The following is a 23,923-nucleotide window of genomic DNA, read 5'->3' as shown; positions in this document are numbered from 1 at the left end:
CCCCCCCCCCCCCCCCCCGCGGCCCGCTTTGCGGGCCGCCTTGATACAAGAAAGGACGATTCGGCAGTGAGCTCGAAGCGGCACGAAGGTCCTCTGTGCCCTGCCTCAGGGCGTTCTTGACGCGGCGACCCTACGGGTAGGTAGCAAGGCAGCGGCCGGTTAGTCCTTGCACCTGAAGGTTCCGTATGTCGACGGCATCTACGCTCGCCAGCGTGCCTGGCTAGCCGGGTTCGCTTGAACCGGCTGGCTCCCAAGCGGCTGTCCCGCAACCTAGCGTCAAGCGTCATGCGCTATGCGAAAGATCACATCCAATGACATTGATCGATGAAGACGGATTGTGCCATAGTTCTGGTTCTTACGTAACGCGATGTTGATGTAACTGACAGTGGTCACCCTTGCGAGTGTGAACGCCGCCAGATCGCGTTATTCCACGCTTTCCTGGGGAGGATCAAAGCTAGGTGTCCACAACTATCTGCATTCTGCATGTCCGACGAAAGATGGCCCAACTGCTGGTCATTTTCCTTGTGATTGCTGGAGCCTTACTCTCGCCGAGTAAGCCAGCGTCGGCTGCCGTTTCGAAGGCCTTCGCTATTGGCATCTTCGGGCCCAACGAACAGCGGGTTCTGTCAGCGTTAGGGACCACCGACGGTTCTCAGGTTAGCGTTGCTCCATATATTGCAGATGGCGGCGCTGGCGCCAGCAAGCAGCGGTGGACCTTTGAATTCAGTAGTACGCAACCTTACAATCCACCGCGGCACCTCTATCGGATCAAGCACGTACAAACCGGCCTGTGTCTCGGTAAGAATGGTACCGGAGGGCCGGAAGTCCAGTTGAAATCTTGTACGGCCCCCTCACTGACATGGTATACGACACCCCCGGCGTACGGCGGAGGTTTCTGGCTTCGAAACAACGATAATACCCGTTGCTTGGATGGATTGTACTCGGGTACCAACGCCGGCCTAAATAACTGCTATAACCTTCCCACGGGAAGCCGGGTCGGAGAGCATTGGGTCTTGCGTACCGGACCGTTTGAGTGCGCAGCTGAGGGCACTGTTCTCTGTGTGCGTCCCGAACAGCCGGTATACGGCTTGATGGACACCTGGCAGCATCACGAAATCAACTATAGCGGTACCACCTACAGCAATATGCTGAATTCACTGGAGTGGAGCACGGCCGATAGCCAGGGGATCAACAATCGGAGCGAAGGTTTTGAGTTCGGCTGGGAATCAAGGTACTCTGCGGATCCAAGAGAGGAAAACGCGTATTGGGTAGAGTATGACGGAACCTCATACGAATACCATAATTTGTCGAGTGTTCCAGGTGGCAGCGGAACGGTCGGACGCCTGTATACATATATGATTGTTCCAGGCGAAGGTTCCCAGAGTGCACTCTATTTCGATTTCAATCCGGTCGGTAACACTACTAAGGCCGAAAGTGCTCGTATCCGGGAGAGTAGCGGAGGCCTTTTTGCCGAAACGATTGAGGCGGCTGCGTTTGCGGGCTCATTCGAGCATCGCGTGCAACTTCTAGACGGAAATGATGTCTGGAGGCGGCCCTGGGTTTCGGAGACTTCGACACGAGAAACTTACCCCTGCGACGCTCCCCGCAACGCGCCAGCCACAGGGGGCCCGAACACTGCGCCCCGCTGTCTTAATGCTTCAACGGTTACGAAATCAGGGTCGACTCCTATAGCGGTCGACTATTTCAAAATCAGCAAGCCGGCGGTGGCGCCATTGCAAAGTGCTCCCTTCGTTTCGTCGGCCACTGGCGGGGATTACTCTTACAACGGTGTCAACCAGCGTGCGCTGGCAGACTGCATGGCTGCGGATCCAGGTCGTTGCATGGACGACGTGCCGGGTTTGGCCGAATGCGTCAAGGCGCACAAGTCGTGCAACATGAACGCAAGGTGGTCGGCGGCTCAGCGCAGCGATCCGAGCGCCGCGATCACCGAGAAGCAGGCATTGGGTTTAGCGCAGAAGGTGCTGACCAAATCAGGTAACAGCCTTGCAGTTACCGCTAAGGCTCGCACATTTTCGGCCCAAGATTATGCACGCACAGTGGGAGTGTCTGCGTACGCCGAGAACAGCGCAGACATCATTGTGGTCGCGGGTGGCGACACAGTGCGGGGCCTGCTCGGTCGGCAACTCAGCGGATATCGAGGCTACGCGCTGGCTTTTGATTCGGCCAGTGGGTCCTTACTTCATGCTTGCCTCGGTGCTGCTTGCTTGAGCTATCCGATGGTTTGAAAAGTTGCCTAGACCAAAAAATGCTAGCTAGACAGGGGTTTTATGTTTCGAAACGTGCGTTATATAGTCGGGACCACTGTTATTGCGTTACTCGCCACCGTAACGCCTGCCGCCGCAAGTCCAACTGAGCTTTCCAACAGTGACGTGTTAGAGTGGTCAGTCACTTCGACGCCCCCTGCTCTTACGCCGCAGATGGGTCCGCGTATCGGTCCTGCTTCGCCCCCAATCCGGATTGGACCGGGTGATAGCGACGCCCACCGGGCAACGGTTGCCGAGGATCTTAAGAGCGAATGCATGGCACGGCTCGAATCGCGCTCTCCTCAAGGGTGGGCCCGTAGTCGGTTCGAGCAGTGTTTCATCGGTGGCCGTACCGCACACTTGCTGTCCCGTCAAAATGGAGCAATCGTCGCTACCGTTGAATTCGGGTATTCTCTACTTGCTTTCTCGGTCGACGGATCTCGAAGAGTCGACTATGTCTTCGACTTCGACACCTTCGATACGAAGGGGGGCGAGCCGTTGCCGACTACAACGCTGACTGTGGACTTCGTTGGCTGCGCAGCAAATGTTGTATGCGCTCCCAGCCCCACTATGCGCGCGGCAACGATTCCTGAATGGCTGGCAGGAAACCGACTTTATAATTTCTCCATTACGTCCCCGAACGACACCGGTGACGGAGACTTCAAGATTGTAAGGTCACTAATTCAAATGAATATGTCGATCATCACTCTCGCGCCAGATGTGCATCCATGGCAAGAGGCTGCAATGGCCAACTCGCGAGTGAGATTTGACTCGGCTAGGGCGGCGTTGGGCAGTGGCAAGTATCACGGCGCGGTTTTTAGTGATTCCGTACCCACGGTAGAGTTTAGCGCCGCTCCTACCAGCGATCATTTTGAACAAGCGATTCACATCGAGGACGCGCTTGTCGCGCCTCGGCGTACCTTTCCGAGTCTCTTTAATAAATCAGTTCCAGGTGAGGGTGATCGCCCACTGCATCGCCTAATGAACGACACGTTGAAGAACAAGAATCACAGCACATCAGTCGGCATTTGCGTCGATGTTTGGGGTGCAGGATACCCGACCGGGGGTCTCGAGTGTGACGAGTATCCGTTCCAGTCGACCTATGAGGGATCTGCCACGTCTACTGGTGCGACAGAACAGAACCCGAACGGTGGTGATGGCAACGCATGGCATGGGTCGGCTCGGCCCATTACTGGCAGCCACAATTCCAAGGGTGGCGCCTTGCTAGGCACCTTCTTCGGGCAGAACCGGGTTTTGGACGAGAATCGTGGCACCAGTAACCAAGGTGTGCGGAGTGACCCATTCCGCGTGAGAATTGTGCGGTAGGACGGCTTTCGCAGATCGCAATCGTTGATTCGAGTGATAGCCTTGCTGGTGTCAGGTCGACGCCAGCAAGGCTATCACAATAGCGGAGTTCCAGTGGCTATCGTTCAAAGCAGCTATGAATTGGTATTCATCCCAAGTTACCGGATATTTGCCTTGCGTGACATCGACATGGCTGCTGATTCGGGACTTCGCGATGCGCTATTTCCTTCTGACCGTGAGGTCGTCACTGCAACTGACTGCGACATTTATGTAAAGGTGTCGCAGGATATCCTTCCTGTCCGTGTCGTTGTTAATGTGTATGGCTCTCCACCAGGTCGTAGTTCCTGGTTGTCGGACGTGGCCATGCCGTCGATCGCCAATCTGCATTGCCCTAGTGGGCAACTTCTGCTTTGCGATATCATGGGATCGGGTCTCGCCGGCATCGATATTCCGTGCGGGCAAGGGAGTTGTTCAGTGGCAATCTATTGGAGAGGGCGGAAGCGAGCTGAAGCGGCCCGGGCGTCCATTTTGAGAGCTATGGCAGGTGGTGCTACGCCGTCCGAAGTGGAAGAGCTTCAGGGTAGGAACTCCGGCGTTGAAGAGTATCTCTTAGAAATTTGGTAGCGCGAAGGCTTGGTCGATTTGGCCAGGGGCGACTCCCTATTAAGAATGGTTAGCCTCGAGCGTAAGCGCAGTCATGACATGGTCGACTGGCTGGTTGAGGCTGCTCAACAGCCTTATTCCTGCCTTCAGTGCGTACACTTCTCTGCGGGCTACTGCCGTTCCTGTTCCGTCTAGCCGGTAGCCGTCCAGCCACGTCCAGCTATCGTAGGTGTGTAGCTCGGTGCGGACCCGGTACGTAGATGACCTGGCATTCTCCGGCGAGGTGACTGATCGCCACCTTTACGGCCATCGAGAGGATTTTGGACGAAGCCGGCTGGTCCATTAATGCGAGTAAAACCGCCTACATGCGGAGAGGCGGCCCACAGTACGTGACCGGACTTTATGTGGGGGCGACGGATCGTCCTCGCATTCCTCGTGCAACAAAACGTCGCTTGCGATGGATTGCGCACATCATATCGAGGTTCGGCTACGACGCTTACATGACGGATTTTGGCGGAGAGAACGCCAATATGATTCCTCAGCGCCTGATGGGCTGGGCCTGCTACATTGCGGCAGTCGAGCCAGAACTGGGATACCCGATGCTGCACGCCTTCCACGACCAACTTCCGGTTCAGTAACATCCCTATGGCGACGCATGGCTCACGATCATGAATGATATAGATTAGCCATCATCCTTAGGTCAAACTCACCGAGGCCCGTTAACAGAAAATTCCTGCGGCCCGCTCGGGTTCCCCGCTGTCCGCGCCAGCCGCCGGGCGTTCGGCGTGACGGCCCCCGAGCGCCAGCGGCAGCGGCCGGCGCGCGCCCAGGCGGCGGCGCGTGCGCGGCCCGCTCAGGGCCGCCTTGATCATGCACCGAAACTGTGCTAGATGGCGCTGCCGTGTTCGGCGTACGCGGAGATGCCACTACTACGCGCTGCGATCGCAGTGCGGATCCTGCGGACGAGCCGGGCCGGGCCGTACTGCTCCAAGGACTCTGCGCCCACATAGCGCCATTCGGTGAGTTCACCGTCGGAGAAGCGGATGTCACGCTCTTGCTCGGCGCCGAGTGAACCGCCGTCGAAGATGAACAAAAGCTTGTCGCCCTCGTGCTCGGCGGGCGCCCAATCAACCACCAGCATCGGTCCGAGCGCGGGCATGAGGCCAAGTTCCTCTTGGACCTCACGTACGCATGCGGCTCGGGGTGACTCGCCGGGTTCGACGTAGCCGCCGGGGATGTCCCAGTGCTTCTTGTAGCTGGGGCGTACGAGGAGTACCCGGCCTTCGTCGTCGAAGAAGAGGGCGCCTGCGGCGACGCGTGGGGTTGCCATGGGTGGCATCTCGTTGGCCGTCATCAGGGCAGCCTAGATGGGCTGGGATCAGTCGAGCACCTTCAGCCGACGGGCCAGGTTCACCAGTTCGACCGAGGGCTTGCCGCGCTGCCGGCGGATCCAGGTTAGGGCGAGTTGGCGGCTGAGGAAGTGGTGCCGGACCTGTTCGGGCGCCATCTGTTCGGCGTCCAATAGGACGGCCTGGGCGTCGTCGATGCGGTTCCACGAGCTGTAGGCGCGGGCGACTTCGAGGGCGTGCCGTATGCGGCGTTCCATCGGTAGGCCGGCGGTGTCGACGCGCGGGCCAAGGTCGATGGCGACTTGTAGGTCGCCCAGTTCGGCGGCGGTGGCGACGCGGTGGATGGCGACGTTGGTCGGGCCGAACGCGGTCCAGAGGTAGTTGGCGTCGGCTCCGAGCTGGCCGGCGGCCCGGTCGGCGGCGGCGAGGAAGGAGCGGGTGGTGGCGGCGTCGTTGGATCGGGCGGCGGCCATCGAGCCGGACAGGAACAGGGTGCCGTAGACGGAGAGCAGTGCTGGCGTCGCCTGTTTCAGGTGGGGCTCAAGGTAGCCGGCGGCGTCCTCGGTGAGGCGTACGGCTTCGGCGTAGCGGCCGGTGGCGTGCAGGGCGTGGCCGACAGAGCGGAACAGGGAGCCGGTGACGAGCGGGTCGCCTGTGGGCCGGACTGCGGCCAGTCCGCGGTCGGCGGCGATCCAGGCGAGGTCGCTCTCCCCGAGTTTGGTGAGCTGGGTGGCGGCGAGCTGGTATGCGAGGCCGAGTAGCCGGTGGGCTTGGTCCTGGTCGTCGCGGTCGTGGTGGTCGGCGGCGGCCTGGGCGCGGTGGAGCAAGTCAGGCAGGCGGCCGGTGACGTATCCGAACCGAGAGTCCTGGTAGGCGTCCCAGAGGGCGCCCACCTCCTTCCTGAGCACAGCAACGCTCAACGGCTCCGCGTGCGTGCTGCCGCCGAACGGGGCGATGGCGCGGTAGTTCATCAGGGCGGCGCGGAGGGCGGGCACGGTTTCGGTGCCGCTGTCGCCGGTCCAGTCGAGCAGCGAGGGTTCGCCGAGCAGGTCGCCGAGGGAGATGTCCAGGACTTCGGCGAGGGACTTGATGACGGAGAGCCGGTCCAGCTCGATCCGGTTGTTCTCAATCTTGCCCAGCCAGTCGGCGGTACGGCCGATGAGTCCGGCCAAGACTTCCTGGGACAGGCCGCGTCGCCTGCGGTACCAGGCGACGCGTTCGCCGATGGTCAGGGGGTTGGTCGTCCCGCGCACCGGTTCACTGTCTCCCCTCGGTCGGCTGCGACCCCGGAAGGATTTTCCGGGTCGCTGGGCGGTATGTGCCACAACCTGTCTGCATGACGGGGCTGAACGTATCGAGCAACTGCCAATCCTGCTCGGGCGCGGGCTGGAAGTACACCCTTGCCCGCACCGCCATCCGGGGGATGGGGCGGGGGGCGGAGCGGACTCGTTCCCTGGCCCGGCGGTCCTGCCTGGACTGCGCGGGTTCCGGTCGCTCGGCGACCCGCTGAGGCTGGGCCGGGGTGGGTGCTGGCGTGGGGCCGCGACCCGAACGACGGCTCGTGAATAGCCCGCCCACCCCGGCGCCTCGCACACCGGCGCCGCGCCGGCCGGGCGTCCCGGCACCGGGCGACCTGGTGCTCATCGACGGACGGGCATCGGTGCAGTTCGGCGGCGACCGCGCGCTGTGGCTGCGGGTCACCTCGGTCTGCGACAAACCGACATACCACGGCTGGGTATGGCTCACCGGCTACTCCATCAACCCGGCAAGCGGCAAGGCGCTGGAACGGCGCGAGGTCTTCGTACAGATCGCCGGCCTACAGATCCGGCCACGCACGACCGACAGCGCGCCGCCTCGCAACGTGGCGCCGGTGATGAGGAGGCGCGGTGTTTGACGTTCGGGTACGACTCGGCGCGGTGCTGCGGATCGAAGCGGCCGACCGCTACCGACCCTCCGACGGGCCGGTGACGCTGTGGGTGACCGGGGTCCGGCTGGTGGCCAACCGCCCGACGCACGAGCCGTGGATCTGGGTCGAGGGGATGAGGCTGAGCCCGTCCGGCCAGCGGGGGCCGCAGGCACAGATTTTGGTACGTGCCAGCCTGCTACCGCCCCAGGGACCGGCGCGGTGACAACGTACCTGTCTGGTGCTGTGCGCGACCAACTCCGCGCGGCACAGGCGCACCTCGACCGGCACACGCCGAAGAGCGCGGACGGGCGCTGCGCCGGCTGCGGCGAGGAAGGCCCGTGCCCACAACGGCGGGCGGCGCTGCGGGTGTTCGGCGGTACGGCTGCCTGCCGCGTCGCTGGCCGGGCGCGTCCCGGCCTGAGCTGATGGACGCGCCGTTGTCCTGGTCGGGATGGCTGGCCGCAGCGATGGAGCGTGTGACGCCGGACGGCTTAGCTGGCTTGTTCTGTCATGCAAACAACTCATAAGCTGCTGAGATTCATGCAGCGTTCCTAGGTGGGGTGGCCCGCGATGGCGTACGAGATACCGACGCCGAAATACCTGCGCGTGTTGAACACGCTGCGGAAGCGCATCGAGGACGGCGACTACGCCCCCGGCGCGGCATTGCCGTCGGAGAACCAGCTCTGCACGGAGTTCGGAGTGTCCCGGCCGACGGTGCTCAAGGCGCTGGGCATCCTCAAGCAGGACGGCTGGATCGAGTCGCAGCAGGGCAAGGGCAGCTTCGTCCGTGGCCGGCCTGCTGCCGGCCGCACGTCGCCTGAGTACGCCCGTGACGCGGTGGAGCTGGACGAAACCGGGGAGACGGAGATCCTGTATGTCGGTCCGGTGCTGGCTTCTCCGCGGATCGCGGCGGAGTTGCAGATCCCGGAGGGTACGCCGGTCTACGAGCGGCGCCGCCGGACCGTGTCGGAGGCGGGACCGGTGGACCTAGTGGTCACCTTCGTGCCGGTGGACATCGCGGCCGGTACCGACATCACCAAGCGGGACCCGATCCCGGGCGGCCTGCTCGACCTCGTCGCCAGGCAGAAGGGCCTACGGGCCGACTACGCGACCGAGCGCATGACGGCGCGCCGCGTGAGCGAGGTCGAGGCTGAGGCGTTGGATGTGCCGGCCGACGAGTCGGTGATGAACGTTGTCATCACCGTGCATCAGGCAACCGGCGATCCGATCATGACGTCCGTGCTGGTGATGCCTGGCAGCCGCCACGAGATCGAGGACACCTACGCGCTGTCCTGACCGGGTTCCTACTCGGCTGCGCACTCAGCCAGCATGGATTCCGCCTCGTAGAGGATCTGTCGTACCTGGCCGGCGGTCAGACGGCGGACGTCCCAGAGCAGCTCGGCGGCATCGGATGCGGCCGGGCCGCGTGATGGCCTGTCTCCGGCGAGTTCGACACCGGTGATGGCGGCTAGGTCGTCGGCGGGCACGGCCAGCAAGGTTGCAAAGCTCACCAACAGATCGGGGGTCAACTCCTTGCGGCCATGGCCCACCAGCCCGATCGTGGATGCCGCCAGGTAGTGGGGCGTCAGCCGGGCCAGGCACTTGGCCGACCCCACCCAGTCCAGATTCCGGTTTCGGAGCATGCGCAGGATCATGCCTCCGGGGCCCGGCGGATACTGCTCGCGCAGCGGCAGCGGCGGGACCGGTTGTGTCCGCTTCTCCTGCGGCAGTGAGCGGACCGCCTGACGCAGCCGGTACCTATGTGGTGCCGGCAGGCGAATCGCGTGCCCGACGAGAGAGTCGACGAGCTTGCCGGCTGCCGCGTCCAGCGGGGCCAGATCGTCCGGTACCGGTAGCCCGGTGATCACGAACAGGTCTGCGGCGTGTAGGTCGACTGTGGAGGCTAGCTGCCGCAGCAGCAAGGGGCTTGGCGTTGCGCCGCCGAGGAACGCTTCGACCTTGTGTGCTGCGACACCGGCTTGTTGAAAGAGGGCAACAGGGCTCAGCTTCCGGCGTTCCAGCAGCCGCTTCATGGGCGCTCGAAAGTCTGACTCCCTGGTCACTCCGTCAGGCTAGAGCCCATCTTGTTGGGGTCCCGCGGCGCTACGTCGACAACTCTCCACATTGCGCGATCGACGCACATTCGACCTTGCTTGTATTTACAAGCTGACGTAGCTTGTTAGCTCAACCGGTTGTCAGGTAGACGACTGGTAAGGCTAGGAGGCTGTCCACGTGGTTCCGATGACGTTGAAGGTGCCGGTGCCGTCCGAGTACGTGTTCCCCGCCGGGGCGTTGTGCCTGGGTGTGTCGCCGCAGATCGATTTTGAGCGGCGTGGTGAGGCGGACAACCAGGCGCGGGACAAGGAGTCCGGGGAGCGGGTTTGGGTGGTGCGGGTGATGGACCTGGATCCGGAGGCCGGGAAGTTCGGTCGGTCGACTGAGGTGAAGGTGAAGGTGGTCGCCGGGCAGCAGCCGGTGCCGCCGCCGTCGACGGTGCCGGGTTACCCGCCGGCGGTGGAGTTCGAGGGCTTGACCCTGACCCCGTATGTGGATTCGCAGCGGTGCAAGCCGGGCCGGGCCTCGGGTGACTGCCGGTCCCGGATGGCGTACTCGCTGCGGGCGACCGCGATCCGTCCGGCGTCGACGGTGCCGGGTTCGGTGGCGGCCTGACTGGTCGTTGTTTGGCGCGCGGGGCGGGTCGTTTCCCCGCCAAGAGTCCCGGCCCGTCCCGCGCTCTTCCATCCCTCACCTGATGAAGGAGGGCGTGATGCCCACCGTAGTTCCCCCTGCCCTGAACTGCTCTGAGGGCTGCTGCTCGTCGGGGTGGTGGTCCTGATGTCTCGTACCCGTCTGGTCGGTCTGCGGCACGTCTACCGGGAGGTGGAAGCGGCCGTCCGGTCCGTGCTGCGGTTGCCGCCGGCTTCGGCGCGGGTGTGCGCGAATCGCTGCCCTCGCTGTGAGGAGTGGGTGAAGCCGCGTCGGTTCGACCTGCGTCGCATGTCGTGCCGCTCGTGCATCTCGACCCTGGCCCGCCCGGATCGGGGTGGTGACCTGTGCCTCTGATCAACATCATTCCGGGCGAGAAGATCCCGGTGGCGCCGATGAACGTGCGCCTTCCGGCGTGGCGGGTTCCGGGTTGGCTGCTGGTGTTCTGGTGGCTGGCCCGGGGCCTGTGCCGGATCACGGTCCTGGCGGTGCGGTACTGGTGGCTCACCGCTCCGACCGTGCTCGCCCTGTGGGTGCGGGCGGAGTACGACGGCCGGGTCCTGGCCGGCGTCGTCCTGGCCGTCGCCGCCGGTTGCGGGGCCTGGTGGCGGTGGCACCGGTCGTCGTGGCTGCGGTTCGGCTGGTACCCGATCGTCAGCCGCGTCCGGGCCTTGACGGTGTATCGGCGGCGGTGGGCGTCGGTCATGGCGACGTGTGGGCTGGCGACGGCATTCGCCGGTGACCGGTACGTGCCGCAACTGCTGCGGGTTCGCTGCGACCGCCACGGCGACGAGCTGATCGTCCGGATGCTGCCCGGGCAGATCCCGGACGATTGGGGGCAGGCCGCGGAACGCCTCGCCTACGCCTTCCGCCTCCGCCAGGGTCAGGCACGGTTGACGGACCGACCGGATCAGGTCAGGCTGCGGTTCCTCCGCCGTGACCCGCTCGGCGCCGTCGTCGGTCCGCTGCCGGTGCAGGTGGTGCCGGACCTGGCCGGGCTGCCGCTCGGTGTGCGGGAGGACGGGCAGCCCTATGAGCTGCGCTTGGCCGGTTCGCATGTGCTGATCGCGGGGGCGACGGGGTCGGGCAAGGGCTCGGTGCTGTGGTCACTGATCCGCGCGCTGGCCGGCGGTGTCCGGTCGGGGTTGGTGGAGCTGTGGGCGTTCGACCCTAAGGGTGGCATGGAGTTGGCGGCCGGGGTGCCGCTGTTCGCCCGGTTCTCCTACGACGATCCCGACGGCATGGCCGGCGTCTTGGAAGAGGCCGTGAAGCGGATGCGCCTGCGGGCGGCCCGGCTGCGTGGCGTGGCTCGCCAGCACACGCCGACGCCGGATGAGCCGTTGATCGTGCTGGTGGTCGACGAGTTGGCGGCGTTGACGGCGTACATCACCGATCGGAAGGTCCGCGACCGGATCAAGGAAGCCCTCGGCCTCCTCCTCAGCCAAGGGCGGGCGGTCGGGGTGCATGTGGTGGCGGCGTTGCAGGACCCGCGTAAGGACGTGCTGCCGTTTAGGGACCTGTTCCCTACCCGCATCGGGTTGCGGCTGACCGAGCCGGAGCAGGTGGACATGGTTCTCGGCGACGGCGCTCGGGACCGGGGAGCGCTGTGCGACCACATCCCCGAATCGGCGCCCGGTGTCGGGTTCGTCGTCCTCGACGGCGTCCGCGAACCCGTCCGGGTTCGGTTCGCCTACCTCACCGACGACGACATCCGCGAGCTGGGTCGTGACTACCGGCGGCTCTGCGACGGCACCGGCGATGAGCAGGAGGTGACCAAGTGAAGACCAACGCGGATCGGGTGGAGGGTGTGGTCCTGGTGCTCATCGTCCTGACGGTGGGCGGTTTGGCCGGGGCGGCGTCGTTCACGCACGTCCACGACTGGACCATGGCCAACTCCCCGGCCGGTACGGGGGACTGGTTCGGCTGGGCCAACGCCGCAATCTCCGAACTTCTGCCCTTGGCGGCGTTGCTGACGATCCGGCGGCGCCGCCGCACCGGCGGCCCGATCGGGTACCCGATGTTCCTGCTCGTCTGCGCCGTCGCCCTGTCCCTGTCGGCGCAGCTCGCCGTGGCCAAGCCGGGGGTGTCCGGTTGGCTGCTGTCGGCCGTGCCGGCGCTGGCGTTCCTCGGCCTGTCCAAGCTCGTCTTCTCCACCACCCCACCGGCAGCGCCGCCCGTCGACAAGCAGGCAGACGCCGACGGGTGGGGCGACGTCCCGCCCGCTGAGGAGCGGTCATCCGCCGACCTCGTCGATGAGGACCAAACGGTGCCCGTCCCAGTGGAGGCCACCGGCGAGCAGCCCCGGCCGACGGCCCTCCGCCCGGTGCCCGTGATGCCGGTGGAGCGGCGGCCCGGACTGGTACCCGTGCCAGCGGCAGCGTTCGCGCCCCGCAACGGCCGCGTCTTCGGCGACGGGGAGCGTGACCGGTGAACCAACTCGAACTCATCCCCACGACCCCCGTCGAGCAGCCCCGACCGGGGTCGCGGGCGGACCGGATGCGCAAGCCCCTCGCCAAGGACGCCCTCAAGCAACTCGCCGAACAGAACGGCGTGTGCGTGCGCCCGCTGGCGCTGCGCCGTACAGACACCATCACCGGCCTGACCGAGGTGGTGGAGGTTCCGTGCGGGGCGACCCTCGCCGCGAAGTGCAAGCCGTGCGCGGAGCGGGGCCGGCGGCTGCGCATCCAGCAGATCCGCGAGGGCTGGCACCTCACCGACGAACCCGCCGTCCGCCCCGACAAGCCGGGTGAAGACGTGCTCGCCCTCGTGCGGGTCCGGGCGCACCTGGAGTTCGAACGGGAAGCGCTGCACTACCAGCCGATGACCCCCGACGAGCGGGCCGCGCAGATTGCCGACGTAGACGCCGCGATCGCCGAGCTGGACGAAGCGCTCGCCGAAACCAGCCTGCGCGGACACCTCACCCCCAAGGAACGCGACGAGCGACCACGGCGCAAACGGTCGACCCGGCGGCGACAGGACACACCCGACCTCCCCCGCCTGCCCGTCGACCCGCGCACGGTCGGCCGGGCGTACTCCGGCAAGGCAGGCAAGACCCACCGCCCTTCGATGCTGGTCACGTTGACGCTCGGCTCGCACGGGCCGGTGCACTCCCACCTTCGGCGCGGCGCCTACATCGCCCCGTGCGAGTGCGGCACCCGGCACGGCCCGAATGACGACCTGCTCGGCACCCCGGTCGACCCGGCCAGTTACGACTACCGGCGGGCGGCCTTGGATGCGATTCACTTCGCGCGGGTTCTCGACCGGTGGTGGCAGAACGTGCGCCGCGCCGTCGGCTGGAACGTCCAATACGCCGGCGCCGTCGAGCTGCAACGACGACTCGCCCCACACGCCCACTTCGCCATCCGCGGCACCCTCCCCCGTCTGCTGCTCAAGCAGATCGCGGCAGCCACCTACCACCAGGTTTGGTGGCCACCGTTCGACGACTTGGCCTACCCGGTCGACAAGCCGCCGGTCTGGGACGTCGACCGACAGGCGTACGTCGACCCCAAGACGCGCGAGCCGCTGCCCACCTGGGGCGAAGCCCTCGACGCTCTAGAGGAGCCCGACAGCCGCCCCGCCTACGTCGCCCGCCTCGGCCGCATCGACGCACGCGGCATCGAGCAGGGCACCAAAGACGCCGAGCGCTCCATCCGCTACGTGACCAAGTACGTCACCAAGGACCTGACCGACCAGGCCAAGCCGCGCTCCGACGCGCAGAAGGCACACTTCGTCCGCCTCCACGCGGAACTGGCCGTGCTGCCGTGCTCGCCGACGTGCGCGAACTGGCTGCTGTACGGCGTCCAACCGGACGGGGTCAAGGCAGGCTTGACCCCCGGCCGCTGCACCGGGAAGGTCCACCAACGCTCCACCCTCGGCTTCACCGGCCGGCGCGTACTCGTCTCCCGACAGTGGTCCGGAAAGACCCTCGCCGACCACCGCGCCGACAACCGCGCCTGGGTCCGCGCCATCCTCGCCGGCGGCATGGCCGACACCGAGGAGCACGACCAGGCGGCCGACGAGGCGGACGGGACCAAGCGGTACCGGTTCGAACTTGCCCGACCGGAAGACCCTGACGTGCCACCCCTGGAACACCGGCTCCTGCGCGCGATATCCGCCCGCATCCGCTGGCGCGCTGACCTCGACACCGCACGGATACGAACAGCCGCCGCCGTTTCGGCAACCGCTGCTGTCTTCACCCCTGCTGCTTGATGATCCGAAGGAAAGACCCCTCATGGAAAGTGACCTGTTGACCGTTCCGGAAGTCCTCGCCGTGCTCAACGGTGTGTCGCGGCGAACCTTCTACCGGTGGCGTGAGCTGGGCATCGCCCCGGAGTGCATCAAGCTACCCAACGGTGAGCTGCGCATCGAGCGGCGCGACCTGCGGGCATGGCTGGAACAGCACCGGGAGGCGGCGTGAAGTCCCGCGAGGTGCGGATCCGGGGAATTCAGGTCAACGCGCTGGCGGGTCGTAAGAAGTCGTACACCGTCCGCTGGGTGGTGGGTACGGGGCCGAAGTCTCGGACGTTTGGCACCCGTGCGCTGGCGGACAACTTCCGGTCAGACCTGATGCAGGCGGCGAACCGGGGTGAGGCGTTCGACGGTGACTCCGGGCTGCCTGAGTCGTTGATGGCGCCGGTGGAGTCGGTGAGCTGGCTCGGCTTCGTTCGCCGGTACGTCGACATGAAGTGGCCGGGCGCGGCGGCCAAGTCCCGGGAGAGCACGACGGATGCGCTGGCGACCGTGACGGCTGTGTTGGTGCGGGACCTGGCCGGGCGGCCGGATCCGGCGTTGCTGCGGCGGGCGTTGCGGGAGTGGGAGTTTCCGCCTGCGTCTCGGCAACTCGACCGGCCGGCGGAGATCGCTGCCGCGTTGCGGTGGCTCGGCAAGGCGTCCTTGCCGTTGTCGGCGTTGGCGGAAGCCGCGGTGGTGCGTCCGGCGTTGGACACCCTGGGGCTGACGATGGACGGGCGGCCGGCGGCTGCGTCGACGACTAGGCGGCGGCGCTCGGTCTTCTACAACGTCCTTCAGTACGCCGTGGAGTTGGAGCTGTTGGACTTCAACCCGGTCGACAAGCTGCGGGTCCGGTCGTCGCGGCGGAAGGTGGCCGGGGAGGTGGACCGCCGCGTTGTGGTCAACATCCGCCAGGCGCGCGAACTGCTGACCGGCGTGACGTACGTCGGCCAGCGCGGGAAGAACGGCCGGCGCGGTGAGCGCCTGGTCGCCTTCTACGCCTGCCTCTACTTCGCGGCGCTGCGGCCGAGTGAGGCGCTGGGCCTGCGGGAGCGGGACTGCCATCTTCCGGCAACCGGGTGGGGTCTGCTGACGGTGGAGAAGTCACGGCCGGCGGCCGGGAAGCGCTACACCGACAGCGGAGAGGTGCACGACGACCGAGGGCTAAAGCACCGGGGCGACACGGAAGCGCGGGAGGTGCCGATCCCGCCGGAGCTGGTGGCGATCCTCCGGGCGCACATCGACCGGTTCGGCGTCGGCGCCGACGGGCGGCTGTTCCGCAGCGACCGGGGCAACGTGGTGTCGTCGTCGACGTACTCCCGGGTCTGGGAAAAGGCGCGAACGCTGAGCCTGACCCCGGACCGGGTTGCCTCTCCCTTGGCCGGTCGCCCCTACGACCTGCGGCACGCCGGGGTGTCGCTCTGGCTCAACGCCGGGCTGCCGGCGCCCGAGGTCGCGCAACGCGCCGGGCACTCGGTCGACGTGCTGCTCAAGGTGTACGCGAAGTGCCTCGACGGCGACCGCAGCCGGATGAACGAACGGATCGAGGCGGCGTTGAACCGATGATGATCAGTGGTGAGGTGCGCGGGGCCGTGGCGACGCTGCGGCCCTTCCGCGTTGTAGCGGTTCTGAGCTGGGGAAACATGACCGTTCAAGCGTCCAAGATCATTGCACGCATTTTGCACGGAGAGCTGCAAACGGCGGCTACGGGTGGCATCCGGCTGCACAAGCCGGCCAATCGACGCGGGAACGTATCCGCTGCTCAGATGGCGTTTTTGCTGATCTTCGAGGTGCCCCCGGCAGGATTCGAACCTGCGACACACGGTTTAGGAAACCGTTGCTCTATCCCCTGAGCTACGAGGGCGCGAGCGCCTAGTCTAGCGACCTGCGCGTCGACCCGGGTGGCAGGGAGCGGCCTGCGTCGACCCGCCTCGTGAGCGCGCTCGACCTGTCCGACGAGAGCTGGCAACAGTGGCACCGGCTGGAACATTCGCAAGATCTTCTTCTGAGTCCTTTCGTCGACCGCCCCTGGACGCCCCGTGGCAACCGGGGGTTCTCGTTGCCGAGCCGCGCCCGCCGTTCGCACCAGTGCCGGTCCGCGTCTGGCGCCTTCGGCGCCGCCGGCCCGCCTTGACGGGCCGGCGGCGTCGAAGGGTGGGTCAGCGGACGAAGGTGATGTCGGGATGCCTCGGCGACGGGCGGTTGAGCAGCGCCCGGGGCCGGTGGCGGAGGTGCTGATCGAAGAAGGCAGCGAGGTAGGCCCGTTGGGAGGCGACGATCCGGCTCGGGTCGACGGTGCCGATCAGCCCGGTGACGAGTCCCTCCGGCAGCGGGAACGCCGCGTCGAGCTGCGGCAGCAGCACCTGGTGGTCGGTGAAGGTGTAGTGCTGACCCTCGGGGACGTACAGGTCGCGTTTCCAACCGGTCGAGTTCGCCCAGAACGACCGCCAGTCGGGGGCGTCCAGGTGGGTGTACGGCTTGCCGCCGATGAGACCGGCGCCCATCAGCAGGAACGGGCGGTCCAGCCCGCGCTTGGCCACCTCGCCGAGGTCGTCCCTGCCGTACGCCATGCTGCCGTCCAGGTCCGCTCCGGCGTCCAACCGGCGGTCGGCGAGCATCGTCTCGGCGGTGGTGAAGCCGCCGGCGGAGTGGCCGAACATGCCCACGCGGGACAGGTCCAGCGCGGCGCCGAGGCCGCGCGGAAGCCGGCGCCCGCCGGCGTCGGGGTTGCCGCCGCGGTCGAGGACGGCGAGTTGGTCGAGGACGAATCGGGTGTCCTGGATCCGGGTGCGGATCTGTGCGCGCATGAGCTCGGCGGGTTCCAGGTCCGGCTGGTGCTGCGTCTCCAGCCGCCCGCCGGGAAACTCGACGACCGGCGTCTCGTACGTGTGGTCGACCGTCACCACGACGTAGCCCCGGCTGGCCAGCTCCTCGACGAGCACCGTGCCCTCCGCGCGGGGCCTCTCCCCGCCGGGCGAGTACACGACCACCGGATACCCACCGTGCCTGGCCCGCGCGGGCGCACCGGCACGGGCATGGGTGGTGAGGCCGGCCCAGTCGACCTGTCCGGCGGGGAGGCCGAGCATGCCGGCGAGGTTCTCGCCGTGGCGCTGCGCCGCCAGTGGCGGCAGGTACGGCGCGAGTGGTTCGGTGCCCGTCGGGCGAGCCGGGTACCAGACGGTGACCATGAGTTCCCGCGGCTTGGCGGCCACCCACGGGTCGGGCCGGTCGTGGTCGACCAGGTGCAGTTCGGTGGCGGCGACGGGGTACGGGCCGGTCGGTGCGGGGAGGCTCAACCGCAGCGGCGCGCTCGCGGCCGGCGGTCGGACCGATCCCGGATCTGGTGCGGTCTGGGCGAGAGCCGCCGACGCGGTCGACACCATCGCCGCGGACACCGCGACCGCGACCCCGCCCAACAGCCCTCGTCGAGAAATTGTTCGCATGCGACAAGGCTCGCCCGCGGCGTCCGCCGACGGCATCTGCCGGAAGTAGCCAGGTGAGCCCTGAGAAATCTCGGGGACGACCAGCCTCGGGGCGGATGACACCACGATCGACCAGGGCGTCGGGCCGCGTAGGAGGGATTTGCGGGTCACCGCCGGCAGCCCGGCGCCCGGGGTGCTGACTTTCGTCAGGCCAGGTCGATGCCGATTGGCGGCTGTGCCGCACCCGGCCGGACTCCTACCGTCGACGCCTCAACGGCACATCCACCGGGAGAACAATGATCACATTGCGCGGGCTGACGAAACGCTTCGGCGCGACGACAGCCGTCGACAACCTGACCCTGGACCTCGCGCCGGGCCGGGTCACCGGCTTCCTCGGCCCGAACGGCGCGGGGAAGTCCACCACGATGCGCATGATCCTCGGGCTGGACCGGCCCACCGCCGGCGAGGCGCTCGTCGGCGGCCGGCGGTACGAGACCCTGCGGCATCCGCTGCGCGAGGTCGGCGCGCTGCTCGACGCGAAGGCGGTGCACCCGGGGCGGAGCGCACGCAACCACCTGCTGGCGATGGCCCGCAGCAACGGCATCCCCGTCCGCCGGGTGGACGAGGTGCTCGCCACGGTGGGCCTGAGCAACGTCGCCGGCAAGCGGGCCGGCACCTACTCCCTCGGCATGGGCCAGCGCCTCGGCATCGCCGGCGCCCTGCTCGGCGACCCGGGGGTGCTGATGTTCGACGAGCCGGTCAACGGGCTCGACCCGGACGGGGTGCGCTGGGTCCGCGAACTCATGCGGTCCCTGGCCGCCGAGGGCCGGACCGTCTTCGTCTCCAGCCACCTGATGAGCGAGATGCAGCTCACCGCCGACCAACTCGTGGTGGTCGGCAGGGGCCGGCTGATCGCCGACGCTCCGATCGCCGAGGTCATCGGGCGCAGTTCGTCGACCGCGGTGCTGGTGCGCGGCCCTCGGCCCGCCGACCTGGCCGAGCTGCGGCGCCGGCTGGTCGCGGCGGGCGTCGCGGTCGAGCGGGAGGACGACGGCACGCTCGTCGTCATCGGCGCCGGCATCGAGCAGGTCGGCGACCTGGCGCACGAGATCGGCGTACGCCTGCACGAGCTGAGCGTGCGCGAGGCGTCGCTGGAGCAGGCGTACATGGAACTGACCGCCGGCGACGTCGAGTACGGCGCGCCGACCACCACCGGATCGGGAGCGCGGGTATGACGACGGCCACGACGACCCTGCCCACCGCCGACCGTTCGGCCCGGCACGGCGGTGCCGGTGGCGGCGGCCTGAGCGGCGCGATCGCCAGCGAGTGGACCAAGCTCTGGTCGGTGCGCTCGGTCTGGTGGAACCTGCTCGCCAGCGTCCTGCTGATGGCGGCGGCGGCCGGGCAGGAGGCCATCTACGTGGTCAACGAGAACACCAACACCGACCCCGCCGACGACCCGGGGGTGGTCGGCGTCGGCAGCGTCGCGATCAGCTCGGTCCTCCTGGCGCAGTTCACGGTGCTCGCCCTGGCGATGCTGGTGATCACCGCCGAGTACGCGACCGGCACGATCCGGCCCACCCTGCAGTGGACCCCGTCCCGGGGACGGCTGCTGCTGGCCAAGACCGCCGTGGTCGCCGTGGTCACGTTCGTGGTGGGCGGGCTGCTCGGGGCGCTGGGTTCCGCCGTCGCCCACCCGGTGCTCGGTGAGTGGGGCCGGTTCCGGGCGGGAGAGACCGTCGGCGACGTGCTGGCGGTGGCCGCGTACCTGTCCCTGATCAGCGTCTTCACCCTCGGGCTGGGGACGGTGCTGCGCAGCGCGGTCGGCACGTTGACCACCGTGTTCATGATCCTCATGGTGGTGCCGATCTCGCTCGGAGCCCTCGACATCGAGTTCGTCAACCGGCTCGTCGACGGGCTGCCGGGGGTGGCCGGATCCCACTTCATGAGCGGCGACACCGACCCGTACCCGCCGGCGGCCGGCCTCGCCCTGCTCGCCGCGTGGGCCCTCGCGGCGATGCTCGCCGGTTACGCGGTGCTGCGGTCGCGGGACGCCTGACCCGGTGCCGGGTGGCGGTGGTCCCCCGCGGATCGCCGTCACCCGGCCTCGTCCACCAGCCCGGCGTCGTACGCGACGATCGCGGCCTGCACCCGGTTCCTTACGCCGAGCCGGGCGAAGATCGTGCTCAGGTAGCTCTTCACCGTGCCCTCCACCAGGAACAGCCGCCGGCCGATCTCCGCGTTGGACAGCCCGGCCCCGACCAGCGCGAGCACCTCGCGTTCCCGGGCGGTGAGCGTCGCGGTGCGGTCGCGGGCGGCCGGGCCACGGGCCATCCGCGCGCCGCCCATCTCGATCACCCGCCGGGCGATCCGCGGTGACAGGTACGCGCCGCCCTCGGCCGCCGCGCGCACCCCGGCCAGCAGCTCCCGCGGATCACCGGCCTTGAGCAGGAAACCGCTGGCCCCGTCGCCGAGCGCCCGCGCGACGTAGTCGTCCTCGCCGAAGGTGGTGAGCATGAGCACCGCGGTCTCGGGCACGAGCCGGCGGATCTCCACGGCCGCCGCCAGCCCGTCCAGCTTCGGCATCCGGATGTCCAGCAACGCCACCCGCGGCCGGTGCGCCCGGACCAAATCCACGGCGGCCCGGCCGTCGGCGGCCTCCGCCACCACCTCGATCTCGGGGTCCGCCGCCAGGATCACGCGCACCCCGGCCCGGATCATCGCCTCGTCGTCGGCCAGCAGGACGGGGATCACACCATCTCCTCAGCAGATCGGGCGCGGGCGGCAGTCGCCCGCGCGGAACACATGGCCGTGGCCGAGCCTCTGGCTGCCGCGCCTGTCGTCGCCACGGCGCCGGGCGTCGGCCGGCCGTCAGTCGGACATCCGGTCCTTGGTCAGCAGCCGGTCCTCGACGAAGCAGAGCCGGTAGGCGGCCTGGCCGAGGGGGAAGTTGCCGTCGGTGTAGAACTCGCAGGAGGCGCCCGGCGGCAGCGGCCAGTCGGCCGGGTCCGGCCGTTCGACGACCTGCCGCTCCGGCAGCAGGCTCCGCAGCTCGGTGCGGTGCTGCCCGATCCGCATCCGGTCGAAGTCCGCCGGTTCGAGGACCGAGCCGAACGTGGCGAACGGATAGTAGGCCAGCGACAGCACGCCGGCGACCACCACCGGGGCGGCCACGGCGACCAGGAGGCTGCGCCGCACCCGCCGCCGCGCCTCGCGCAGCCGGGTCGCCGACGCCGGCCTGACCAACCGTACGGCCTCGTCGGCGTCGACCGCCGCGGCGCCGGCGGCGTGCGGCAGCCGCGCGGTGACCTCGAACCCGCCGCCCCGTGGTCCGGCGCTCAGCGCACCGCCGGCCAGCCGTACCCGCTCGCGGAGGCCGACCAGGCCGGACCCCGTCGATGCCACTCCGGGTGCCAGCCCGGCCGGCGGCGGCTCGTTGACCACGCTCACCACCGTCTGCTCCGCCGAGCGGGTCAGCCGGACGCTCACCGCGGCGCCCGGCGCGTGCCGGGTCGCGTTGGTCAGCGCCTCCTGGACCACCCGGTACACCGCCCGCTCGACCATCGGCGGCGCCGGCGCGGCGGACCCGTCCCACCGCAGCCGGACCGACATCCCCGCCTCGCGGGCCCGTTCCACCAGGTCGGCGACGCCCTCGGCGGCCGGCCGGGTGGGAGCCGGCGCGCCGTCCTCCCGGAGCACGCCGATGATCTGGGCGAGCTGCTCGGTGGCGGCGGTGACGCTGGCCCGCAACTCCCCCACCGCCCGCCGGTGCCGCTCGTCGAGATCGGCTGACACCTCCAGCCCGCCGGCCTTCAGCGCGATGAGCGCCAGGTCGTGGCCCAGGGAGTCGTGCATGTCCTGCGCGATGCGGGCACGCTCGCGCATCCGGACCCGCTCGGCGGCGGCGCGCTGCTGCCGTTCGAGCAGGTCGGCGTGCTCCCAGCCGGCGTGGACGAGCGCCCGCTGCTGCCGGCGGTAGCGCCCGACCAGCCAGGGAAACACCCCGACGAAGAGCAGGGTGGTGGTGAGGAAGAACCAGGTTGTCACGCCCGAGCCGAGTACGCCGACCGACAGCGCGGTCCCGGCCGTCGCGATCACGGCGAACGTGTACGCGGCCGGGCGAGCCCGGGGCATCCGCAGACCCATCAGGTAGCTCATGATCGGAATGGCGAACACGAAGTTGCCGTCGAACGTGGTCGGCACCACGACGATCAGCAGGGAGATCGGCGGCTGGTGCCGGCTGGCCACCACCGCGAACGCCATCAGCAGGAGCGAACCGGCCAGCCGCCAGCCGGCGTACGGGTGGGTCGGGGCGGCGAGAAGGTCCCAGGCGATCGGCGCCGACAGGATCGCCCAGAGCGACACGTCGGACAGCACCTCCACCCAGCTGCCGGCCCGGTCGCCGGAGGGTGGCCCTCCGGACCGGATGAGGGGCATCCACCGCTGCCGCGCGCCGCGCCACAAACCTGCCACGCGGCCCAGGTTACAAAGCCCACCACCTGCGCCGTTACGCACGAAAGTAAGTCCCGGGCGCGACGGCTCGGGCGGCGGCGACCGGTCGGACCGCCGCACGAGACGCCGCGGGAAGGGTTCAGCGCGCGAGCCACGCCGTGGCGAGGAGGGCGCCGGCCGCCGTCCAGAGCAGGACGGAGGCGGTGCTGGTGACCCAGCGCAGCCTCGGGCGGGGGCCCCGGGCGGTGGGCAGGCGCGACCAGCGGAGGACGCCGAGTGCGACGCCACCGACCGACAGGGCCGCGGCGAGCGCCCACAGCGGTGGCCAGAGCAGCTTCCAGGAGCCGATCGTCCAGGCGAGGCTCAGCAGCACGATCGCGCGCCACGTCATCGAGGCGACCTTCAGCCGGTCCGGCTCGGGGAGCAGCCGCCGCGACCGGCGGCGGGCGGTGACCTCGAGCGTACGGGCGGCCGCGGCGAGGCACAGCAGGGTGACCGCTGCCATTGGCAGTTCGGCGGTGAGCCGCTCGGACGGGGTCGGCGCGTCCCTGCCGAGCAGCCGCATCCCGAGGTACACGACCGAGGCGGAGGTATTGCCGAGGACCACGGCGCCGCGCTTGAGCGCGGGGTCGAACCCGACGAAGCTGGAGAACCCGGCGGTGCTGCCGTCGTGCCAGGTGATGCCGTCCGTGGTCCGCCAGGCGTAACCGATCCTGCTGCCGTCGGGGGCGTCCCAGCGGGGCCGGGTGGCGTCCGCGCCGGGTGCCGTCCCGTTGAGCGTGGCGGCCAGGAAGCGGCCGAGGTCGGCGCTGGTGGACCAGCCGCCGGCGCCCGTGGGGACGTACCCGTCGCTGGCGAAGAACTCGGTCTCGTGTCCCGAGGTGATGTAGCCGCGGGCGCCGTCGGCGGGCACGTCGGCGGGGTCGCCCACCACGACGGTGTCCCGCATGCCCAGCGGTTCGAGGATCCGGCGTCGCAGCAGGTCCTGGTAGCTGGTCCCGGCCCGGGCGGCGAGGGCCTGGCCGAGGAGGGCGAACCCGAGGTTGGAGTAGACGACCCGGCCCTTGTCGACGGCCCGCGAGCCGGCCGCGTCGTCGATGACGTCCCGTGGGGTGAAGCCGCCGTAGGGGTTGCTGCCGATCATGCTGGCCAGGAGGGTTGCGGGACCATCGAGCGAGGAAGGGATGCTCGGGATGCCGGAGCGTTGGCTGGCGAGTTCCTCCAGCGAGGTGCCCGCGACCGCCGGGTCGCGGAACGCGGTGTCGGGGAAGATCTCCCCGACCGTCGTCTGCGGGCTCACCTCCTTCCTGGTCACCATGTCGGCGAGGAGCATGGCCGTCATCGCCTTCGTGACCGAGCCGAACTCGAACCGGGTGCGGTCGTCGACCGGTCGGCCCCCCGACAACCGCGTCGTGCCGAGCCCGGCCGTGCGGACGGCGCCGTTCTCGATCAACGCGACGGAGAGGCCGAGATGCCCGGCCGACGGCCAGGCGGCCTGCCGGACGGTCCGGGCCAGCTCGGCGTCACCGGTGCCTTCGTCGCCGAGGCGGATGCCGCGGGGCATCGCCAGGGTGGCGAGCAGCAGCCCTACCGCGACAGCCGCGATTACCACCGTCGTACGCCTGCGCCGACGCGGTGGATGCGTGTTCGTGGTCGTCATTCAGTGCACCTCCGGCCACCGAAACT

General features: G+C 68.3%; 22 protein-coding genes, 1 tRNA gene and 1 pseudogene. 16 read left to right on the top strand and 8 right to left on the bottom strand.

Features of this window, described 5'->3' with window-relative positions; all coding sequences use genetic code 11:
- Positions 1–497: 497 nt before the first annotated feature.
- The 5 genes and pseudogenes from ACSNOB_RS17885 to ACSNOB_RS17865 all read left to right on the top strand — a co-directional run.
- Positions 498–941: pseudogene (locus ACSNOB_RS17885) on the top strand (RICIN domain-containing protein); the annotation flags it as partial.
- 120 nt (positions 942–1,061) lie between these two features.
- The gene (locus ACSNOB_RS17880; RefSeq protein ID WP_436687692.1) at positions 1,062–2,246 is read left to right on the top strand and encodes a hypothetical protein; all 1,185 of its coding nucleotides are present in this window, start codon (positions 1,062–1,064) and stop codon (positions 2,244–2,246) included.
- 294 nt (positions 2,247–2,540) lie between these two features.
- Positions 2,541–3,590: a NucA/NucB deoxyribonuclease domain-containing protein gene (locus ACSNOB_RS17875; protein WP_436687691.1), complete on the top strand. Its 1,050-nt coding sequence runs from the start codon at positions 2,541–2,543 to the stop codon at positions 3,588–3,590.
- Between the two features lie 93 nt (positions 3,591–3,683).
- Positions 3,684–4,193: a hypothetical protein gene (locus ACSNOB_RS17870; RefSeq protein ID WP_436687690.1), complete on the top strand. Its 510-nt coding sequence runs from the start codon at positions 3,684–3,686 to the stop codon at positions 4,191–4,193.
- Positions 4,194–4,561: 368 nt separating this feature from the next.
- A complete protein-coding gene (locus ACSNOB_RS17865) occupies positions 4,562–4,810 on the top strand; it encodes a hypothetical protein (RefSeq protein ID WP_436687689.1) in 249 nt (82 codons plus the stop codon).
- A 248-nt stretch (positions 4,811–5,058) separates the two neighbouring features.
- On the opposite strand, the gene ACSNOB_RS17860 is transcribed toward ACSNOB_RS17865, so the two are convergent.
- The gene (locus tag ACSNOB_RS17860; protein WP_436687688.1) at positions 5,059–5,526 is read right to left on the bottom strand and encodes an NUDIX domain-containing protein; all 468 of its coding nucleotides are present in this window, start codon (positions 5,524–5,526) and stop codon (positions 5,059–5,061) included.
- Between the two features lie 24 nt (positions 5,527–5,550).
- Complete coding sequence (locus ACSNOB_RS17855; RefSeq protein ID WP_436687687.1) at positions 5,551–6,774, bottom strand: helix-turn-helix domain-containing protein; 1,224 nt, start codon at positions 6,772–6,774, stop codon at positions 5,551–5,553.
- A 383-nt stretch (positions 6,775–7,157) separates the two neighbouring features.
- Here ACSNOB_RS17855 and ACSNOB_RS17850 point away from each other — a divergent pair, with 383 nt between their 5' ends.
- From ACSNOB_RS17850 to ACSNOB_RS17840, 3 genes are all read left to right on the top strand, one after another.
- The gene (locus tag ACSNOB_RS17850; protein ID WP_436687686.1) at positions 7,158–7,415 is read left to right on the top strand and encodes a hypothetical protein; all 258 of its coding nucleotides are present in this window, start codon (positions 7,158–7,160) and stop codon (positions 7,413–7,415) included.
- Entirely contained in the window at positions 7,408–7,650 is a 243-nt protein-coding gene (locus tag ACSNOB_RS17845; protein WP_436687685.1) for a hypothetical protein, read from the top strand. The genes ACSNOB_RS17850 and ACSNOB_RS17845 overlap by 8 nt, the downstream gene beginning before the upstream one ends.
- Before the next feature lie 347 nt (positions 7,651–7,997).
- Positions 7,998–8,723 (top strand): GntR family transcriptional regulator, encoded by a 726-nt coding sequence (locus tag ACSNOB_RS17840; RefSeq protein WP_436687684.1) that lies wholly within the window; start codon positions 7,998–8,000, stop codon positions 8,721–8,723.
- 8 nt (positions 8,724–8,731) lie between these two features.
- Here ACSNOB_RS17840 and ACSNOB_RS17835 read toward each other — a convergent pair whose 3' ends face one another.
- On the bottom strand, positions 8,732–9,460 hold the full coding sequence (locus tag ACSNOB_RS17835; RefSeq protein WP_436687683.1) for an XRE family transcriptional regulator: 729 nt from the start codon (positions 9,458–9,460) through the stop codon (positions 8,732–8,734).
- Positions 9,461–9,668: 208 nt separating this feature from the next.
- On the opposite strand from ACSNOB_RS17835, the gene ACSNOB_RS17830 reads away from it, so the two are divergent.
- The 6 genes from ACSNOB_RS17830 to ACSNOB_RS17805 all read left to right on the top strand — a co-directional run bounded on the left by ACSNOB_RS17830 (position 9,669) and on the right by ACSNOB_RS17805 (position 15,929).
- Entirely contained in the window at positions 9,669–10,097 is a 429-nt protein-coding gene (locus ACSNOB_RS17830) for a hypothetical protein (RefSeq protein WP_436687682.1), read from the top strand.
- Between the two features lie 383 nt (positions 10,098–10,480).
- On the top strand, positions 10,481–11,914 hold the full coding sequence (locus tag ACSNOB_RS17825; RefSeq protein WP_436687681.1) for an FtsK/SpoIIIE domain-containing protein: 1,434 nt from the start codon (positions 10,481–10,483) through the stop codon (positions 11,912–11,914).
- The gene (locus ACSNOB_RS17820; protein ID WP_436687680.1) at positions 11,911–12,564 is read left to right on the top strand and encodes a DUF2637 domain-containing protein; all 654 of its coding nucleotides are present in this window, start codon (positions 11,911–11,913) and stop codon (positions 12,562–12,564) included. Before ACSNOB_RS17825 ends, ACSNOB_RS17820 begins: the two co-directional genes overlap by 4 nt.
- The gene (locus ACSNOB_RS17815; RefSeq protein WP_436687679.1) at positions 12,561–14,342 is read left to right on the top strand and encodes a replication initiator; all 1,782 of its coding nucleotides are present in this window, start codon (positions 12,561–12,563) and stop codon (positions 14,340–14,342) included. Before ACSNOB_RS17820 ends, ACSNOB_RS17815 begins: the two co-directional genes overlap by 4 nt.
- A 22-nt stretch (positions 14,343–14,364) precedes the next feature.
- Positions 14,365–14,550, top strand: a complete 186-nt coding sequence (locus ACSNOB_RS17810; protein WP_436687678.1) for a helix-turn-helix transcriptional regulator — start codon at positions 14,365–14,367, stop codon at positions 14,548–14,550.
- Positions 14,547–15,929 (top strand): tyrosine-type recombinase/integrase, encoded by a 1,383-nt coding sequence (locus ACSNOB_RS17805; protein ID WP_436687677.1) that lies wholly within the window; start codon positions 14,547–14,549, stop codon positions 15,927–15,929. Before ACSNOB_RS17810 ends, ACSNOB_RS17805 begins: the two co-directional genes overlap by 4 nt.
- A gap of 225 nt (positions 15,930–16,154) precedes the next feature.
- Here ACSNOB_RS17805 and ACSNOB_RS17800 read toward each other — a convergent pair.
- Positions 16,155–16,227: transfer RNA gene (locus tag ACSNOB_RS17800), tRNA-Arg, on the bottom strand.
- 295 nt (positions 16,228–16,522) lie between these two features.
- Positions 16,523–17,806: an alpha/beta hydrolase family protein gene (locus tag ACSNOB_RS17795; protein ID WP_436687676.1), complete on the bottom strand. Its 1,284-nt coding sequence runs from the start codon at positions 17,804–17,806 to the stop codon at positions 16,523–16,525.
- A 275-nt stretch (positions 17,807–18,081) separates the two neighbouring features.
- Between ACSNOB_RS17795 and ACSNOB_RS17790 the strand changes: the two genes are divergently transcribed.
- Both ACSNOB_RS17790 and ACSNOB_RS17785 read left to right on the top strand, forming a co-directional pair.
- Positions 18,082–19,020: an ABC transporter ATP-binding protein gene (locus tag ACSNOB_RS17790; RefSeq protein WP_436687675.1), complete on the top strand. Its 939-nt coding sequence runs from the start codon at positions 18,082–18,084 to the stop codon at positions 19,018–19,020.
- Positions 19,017–19,844: an ABC transporter permease gene (locus tag ACSNOB_RS17785; protein WP_436687674.1), complete on the top strand. Its 828-nt coding sequence runs from the start codon at positions 19,017–19,019 to the stop codon at positions 19,842–19,844. Before ACSNOB_RS17790 ends, ACSNOB_RS17785 begins: the two co-directional genes overlap by 4 nt.
- Before the next feature lie 38 nt (positions 19,845–19,882).
- Here ACSNOB_RS17785 and ACSNOB_RS17780 read toward each other — a convergent pair whose 3' ends face one another.
- From ACSNOB_RS17780 to ACSNOB_RS17770, 3 genes are all read right to left on the bottom strand, one after another.
- Positions 19,883–20,539 (bottom strand): response regulator, encoded by a 657-nt coding sequence (locus tag ACSNOB_RS17780; RefSeq protein ID WP_436687673.1) that lies wholly within the window; start codon positions 20,537–20,539, stop codon positions 19,883–19,885.
- A 117-nt stretch (positions 20,540–20,656) separates the two neighbouring features.
- Positions 20,657–22,258: a sensor histidine kinase gene (locus ACSNOB_RS17775; protein WP_436687672.1), complete on the bottom strand. Its 1,602-nt coding sequence runs from the start codon at positions 22,256–22,258 to the stop codon at positions 20,657–20,659.
- A 118-nt stretch (positions 22,259–22,376) separates the two neighbouring features.
- Complete coding sequence (locus tag ACSNOB_RS17770) at positions 22,377–23,897, bottom strand: serine hydrolase domain-containing protein (RefSeq protein WP_436687671.1); 1,521 nt, start codon at positions 23,895–23,897, stop codon at positions 22,377–22,379.
- Between the last annotated feature and the right edge of the window lie 26 nt (positions 23,898–23,923).

Origin of the sequence: Micromonospora sp. URMC 106, from assembly GCF_051386395.1 — a bacterium.
Lineage (GTDB): Bacteria > Actinomycetota > Actinomycetes > Mycobacteriales > Micromonosporaceae > Micromonospora.
The sequence above is the reverse complement of the archived record's forward strand: the minus strand, read 5'-3'. Positions and strand labels throughout refer to the sequence as shown.

What these genes read in the sequence shown, in the direction of transcription:
- ACSNOB_RS17875 (WP_436687691.1), top strand. Translation starts at nt 2,541, where the DNA reads ATGGCACGGCTCGAATCGCGCTCTCCTCAAGGGTGGGCCCGTAGTCGG.
- ACSNOB_RS17860 (WP_436687688.1), bottom strand. Translation starts at nt 5,526, where the DNA reads ATGACGGCCAACGAGATGCCACCCATGGCAACCCCACGCGTCGCCGCA.
- ACSNOB_RS17840 (WP_436687684.1), top strand. Translation starts at nt 7,998, where the DNA reads ATGGCGTACGAGATACCGACGCCGAAATACCTGCGCGTGTTGAACACG.
- ACSNOB_RS17835 (WP_436687683.1), bottom strand. Translation starts at nt 9,460, where the DNA reads ATGAAGCGGCTGCTGGAACGCCGGAAGCTGAGCCCTGTTGCCCTCTTT.
- ACSNOB_RS17830 (WP_436687682.1), top strand. Translation starts at nt 9,669, where the DNA reads ATGACGTTGAAGGTGCCGGTGCCGTCCGAGTACGTGTTCCCCGCCGGG.
- ACSNOB_RS17810 (WP_436687678.1), top strand. Translation starts at nt 14,365, where the DNA reads ATGGAAAGTGACCTGTTGACCGTTCCGGAAGTCCTCGCCGTGCTCAAC.
- ACSNOB_RS17795 (WP_436687676.1), bottom strand. Translation starts at nt 17,806, where the DNA reads ATGCGAACAATTTCTCGACGAGGGCTGTTGGGCGGGGTCGCGGTCGCG.
- ACSNOB_RS17790 (WP_436687675.1), top strand. Translation starts at nt 18,082, where the DNA reads ATGATCACATTGCGCGGGCTGACGAAACGCTTCGGCGCGACGACAGCC.
- ACSNOB_RS17785 (WP_436687674.1), top strand. Translation starts at nt 19,017, where the DNA reads ATGACGACGGCCACGACGACCCTGCCCACCGCCGACCGTTCGGCCCGG.
- ACSNOB_RS17770 (WP_436687671.1), bottom strand. Translation starts at nt 23,897, where the DNA reads ATGACGACCACGAACACGCATCCACCGCGTCGGCGCAGGCGTACGACG.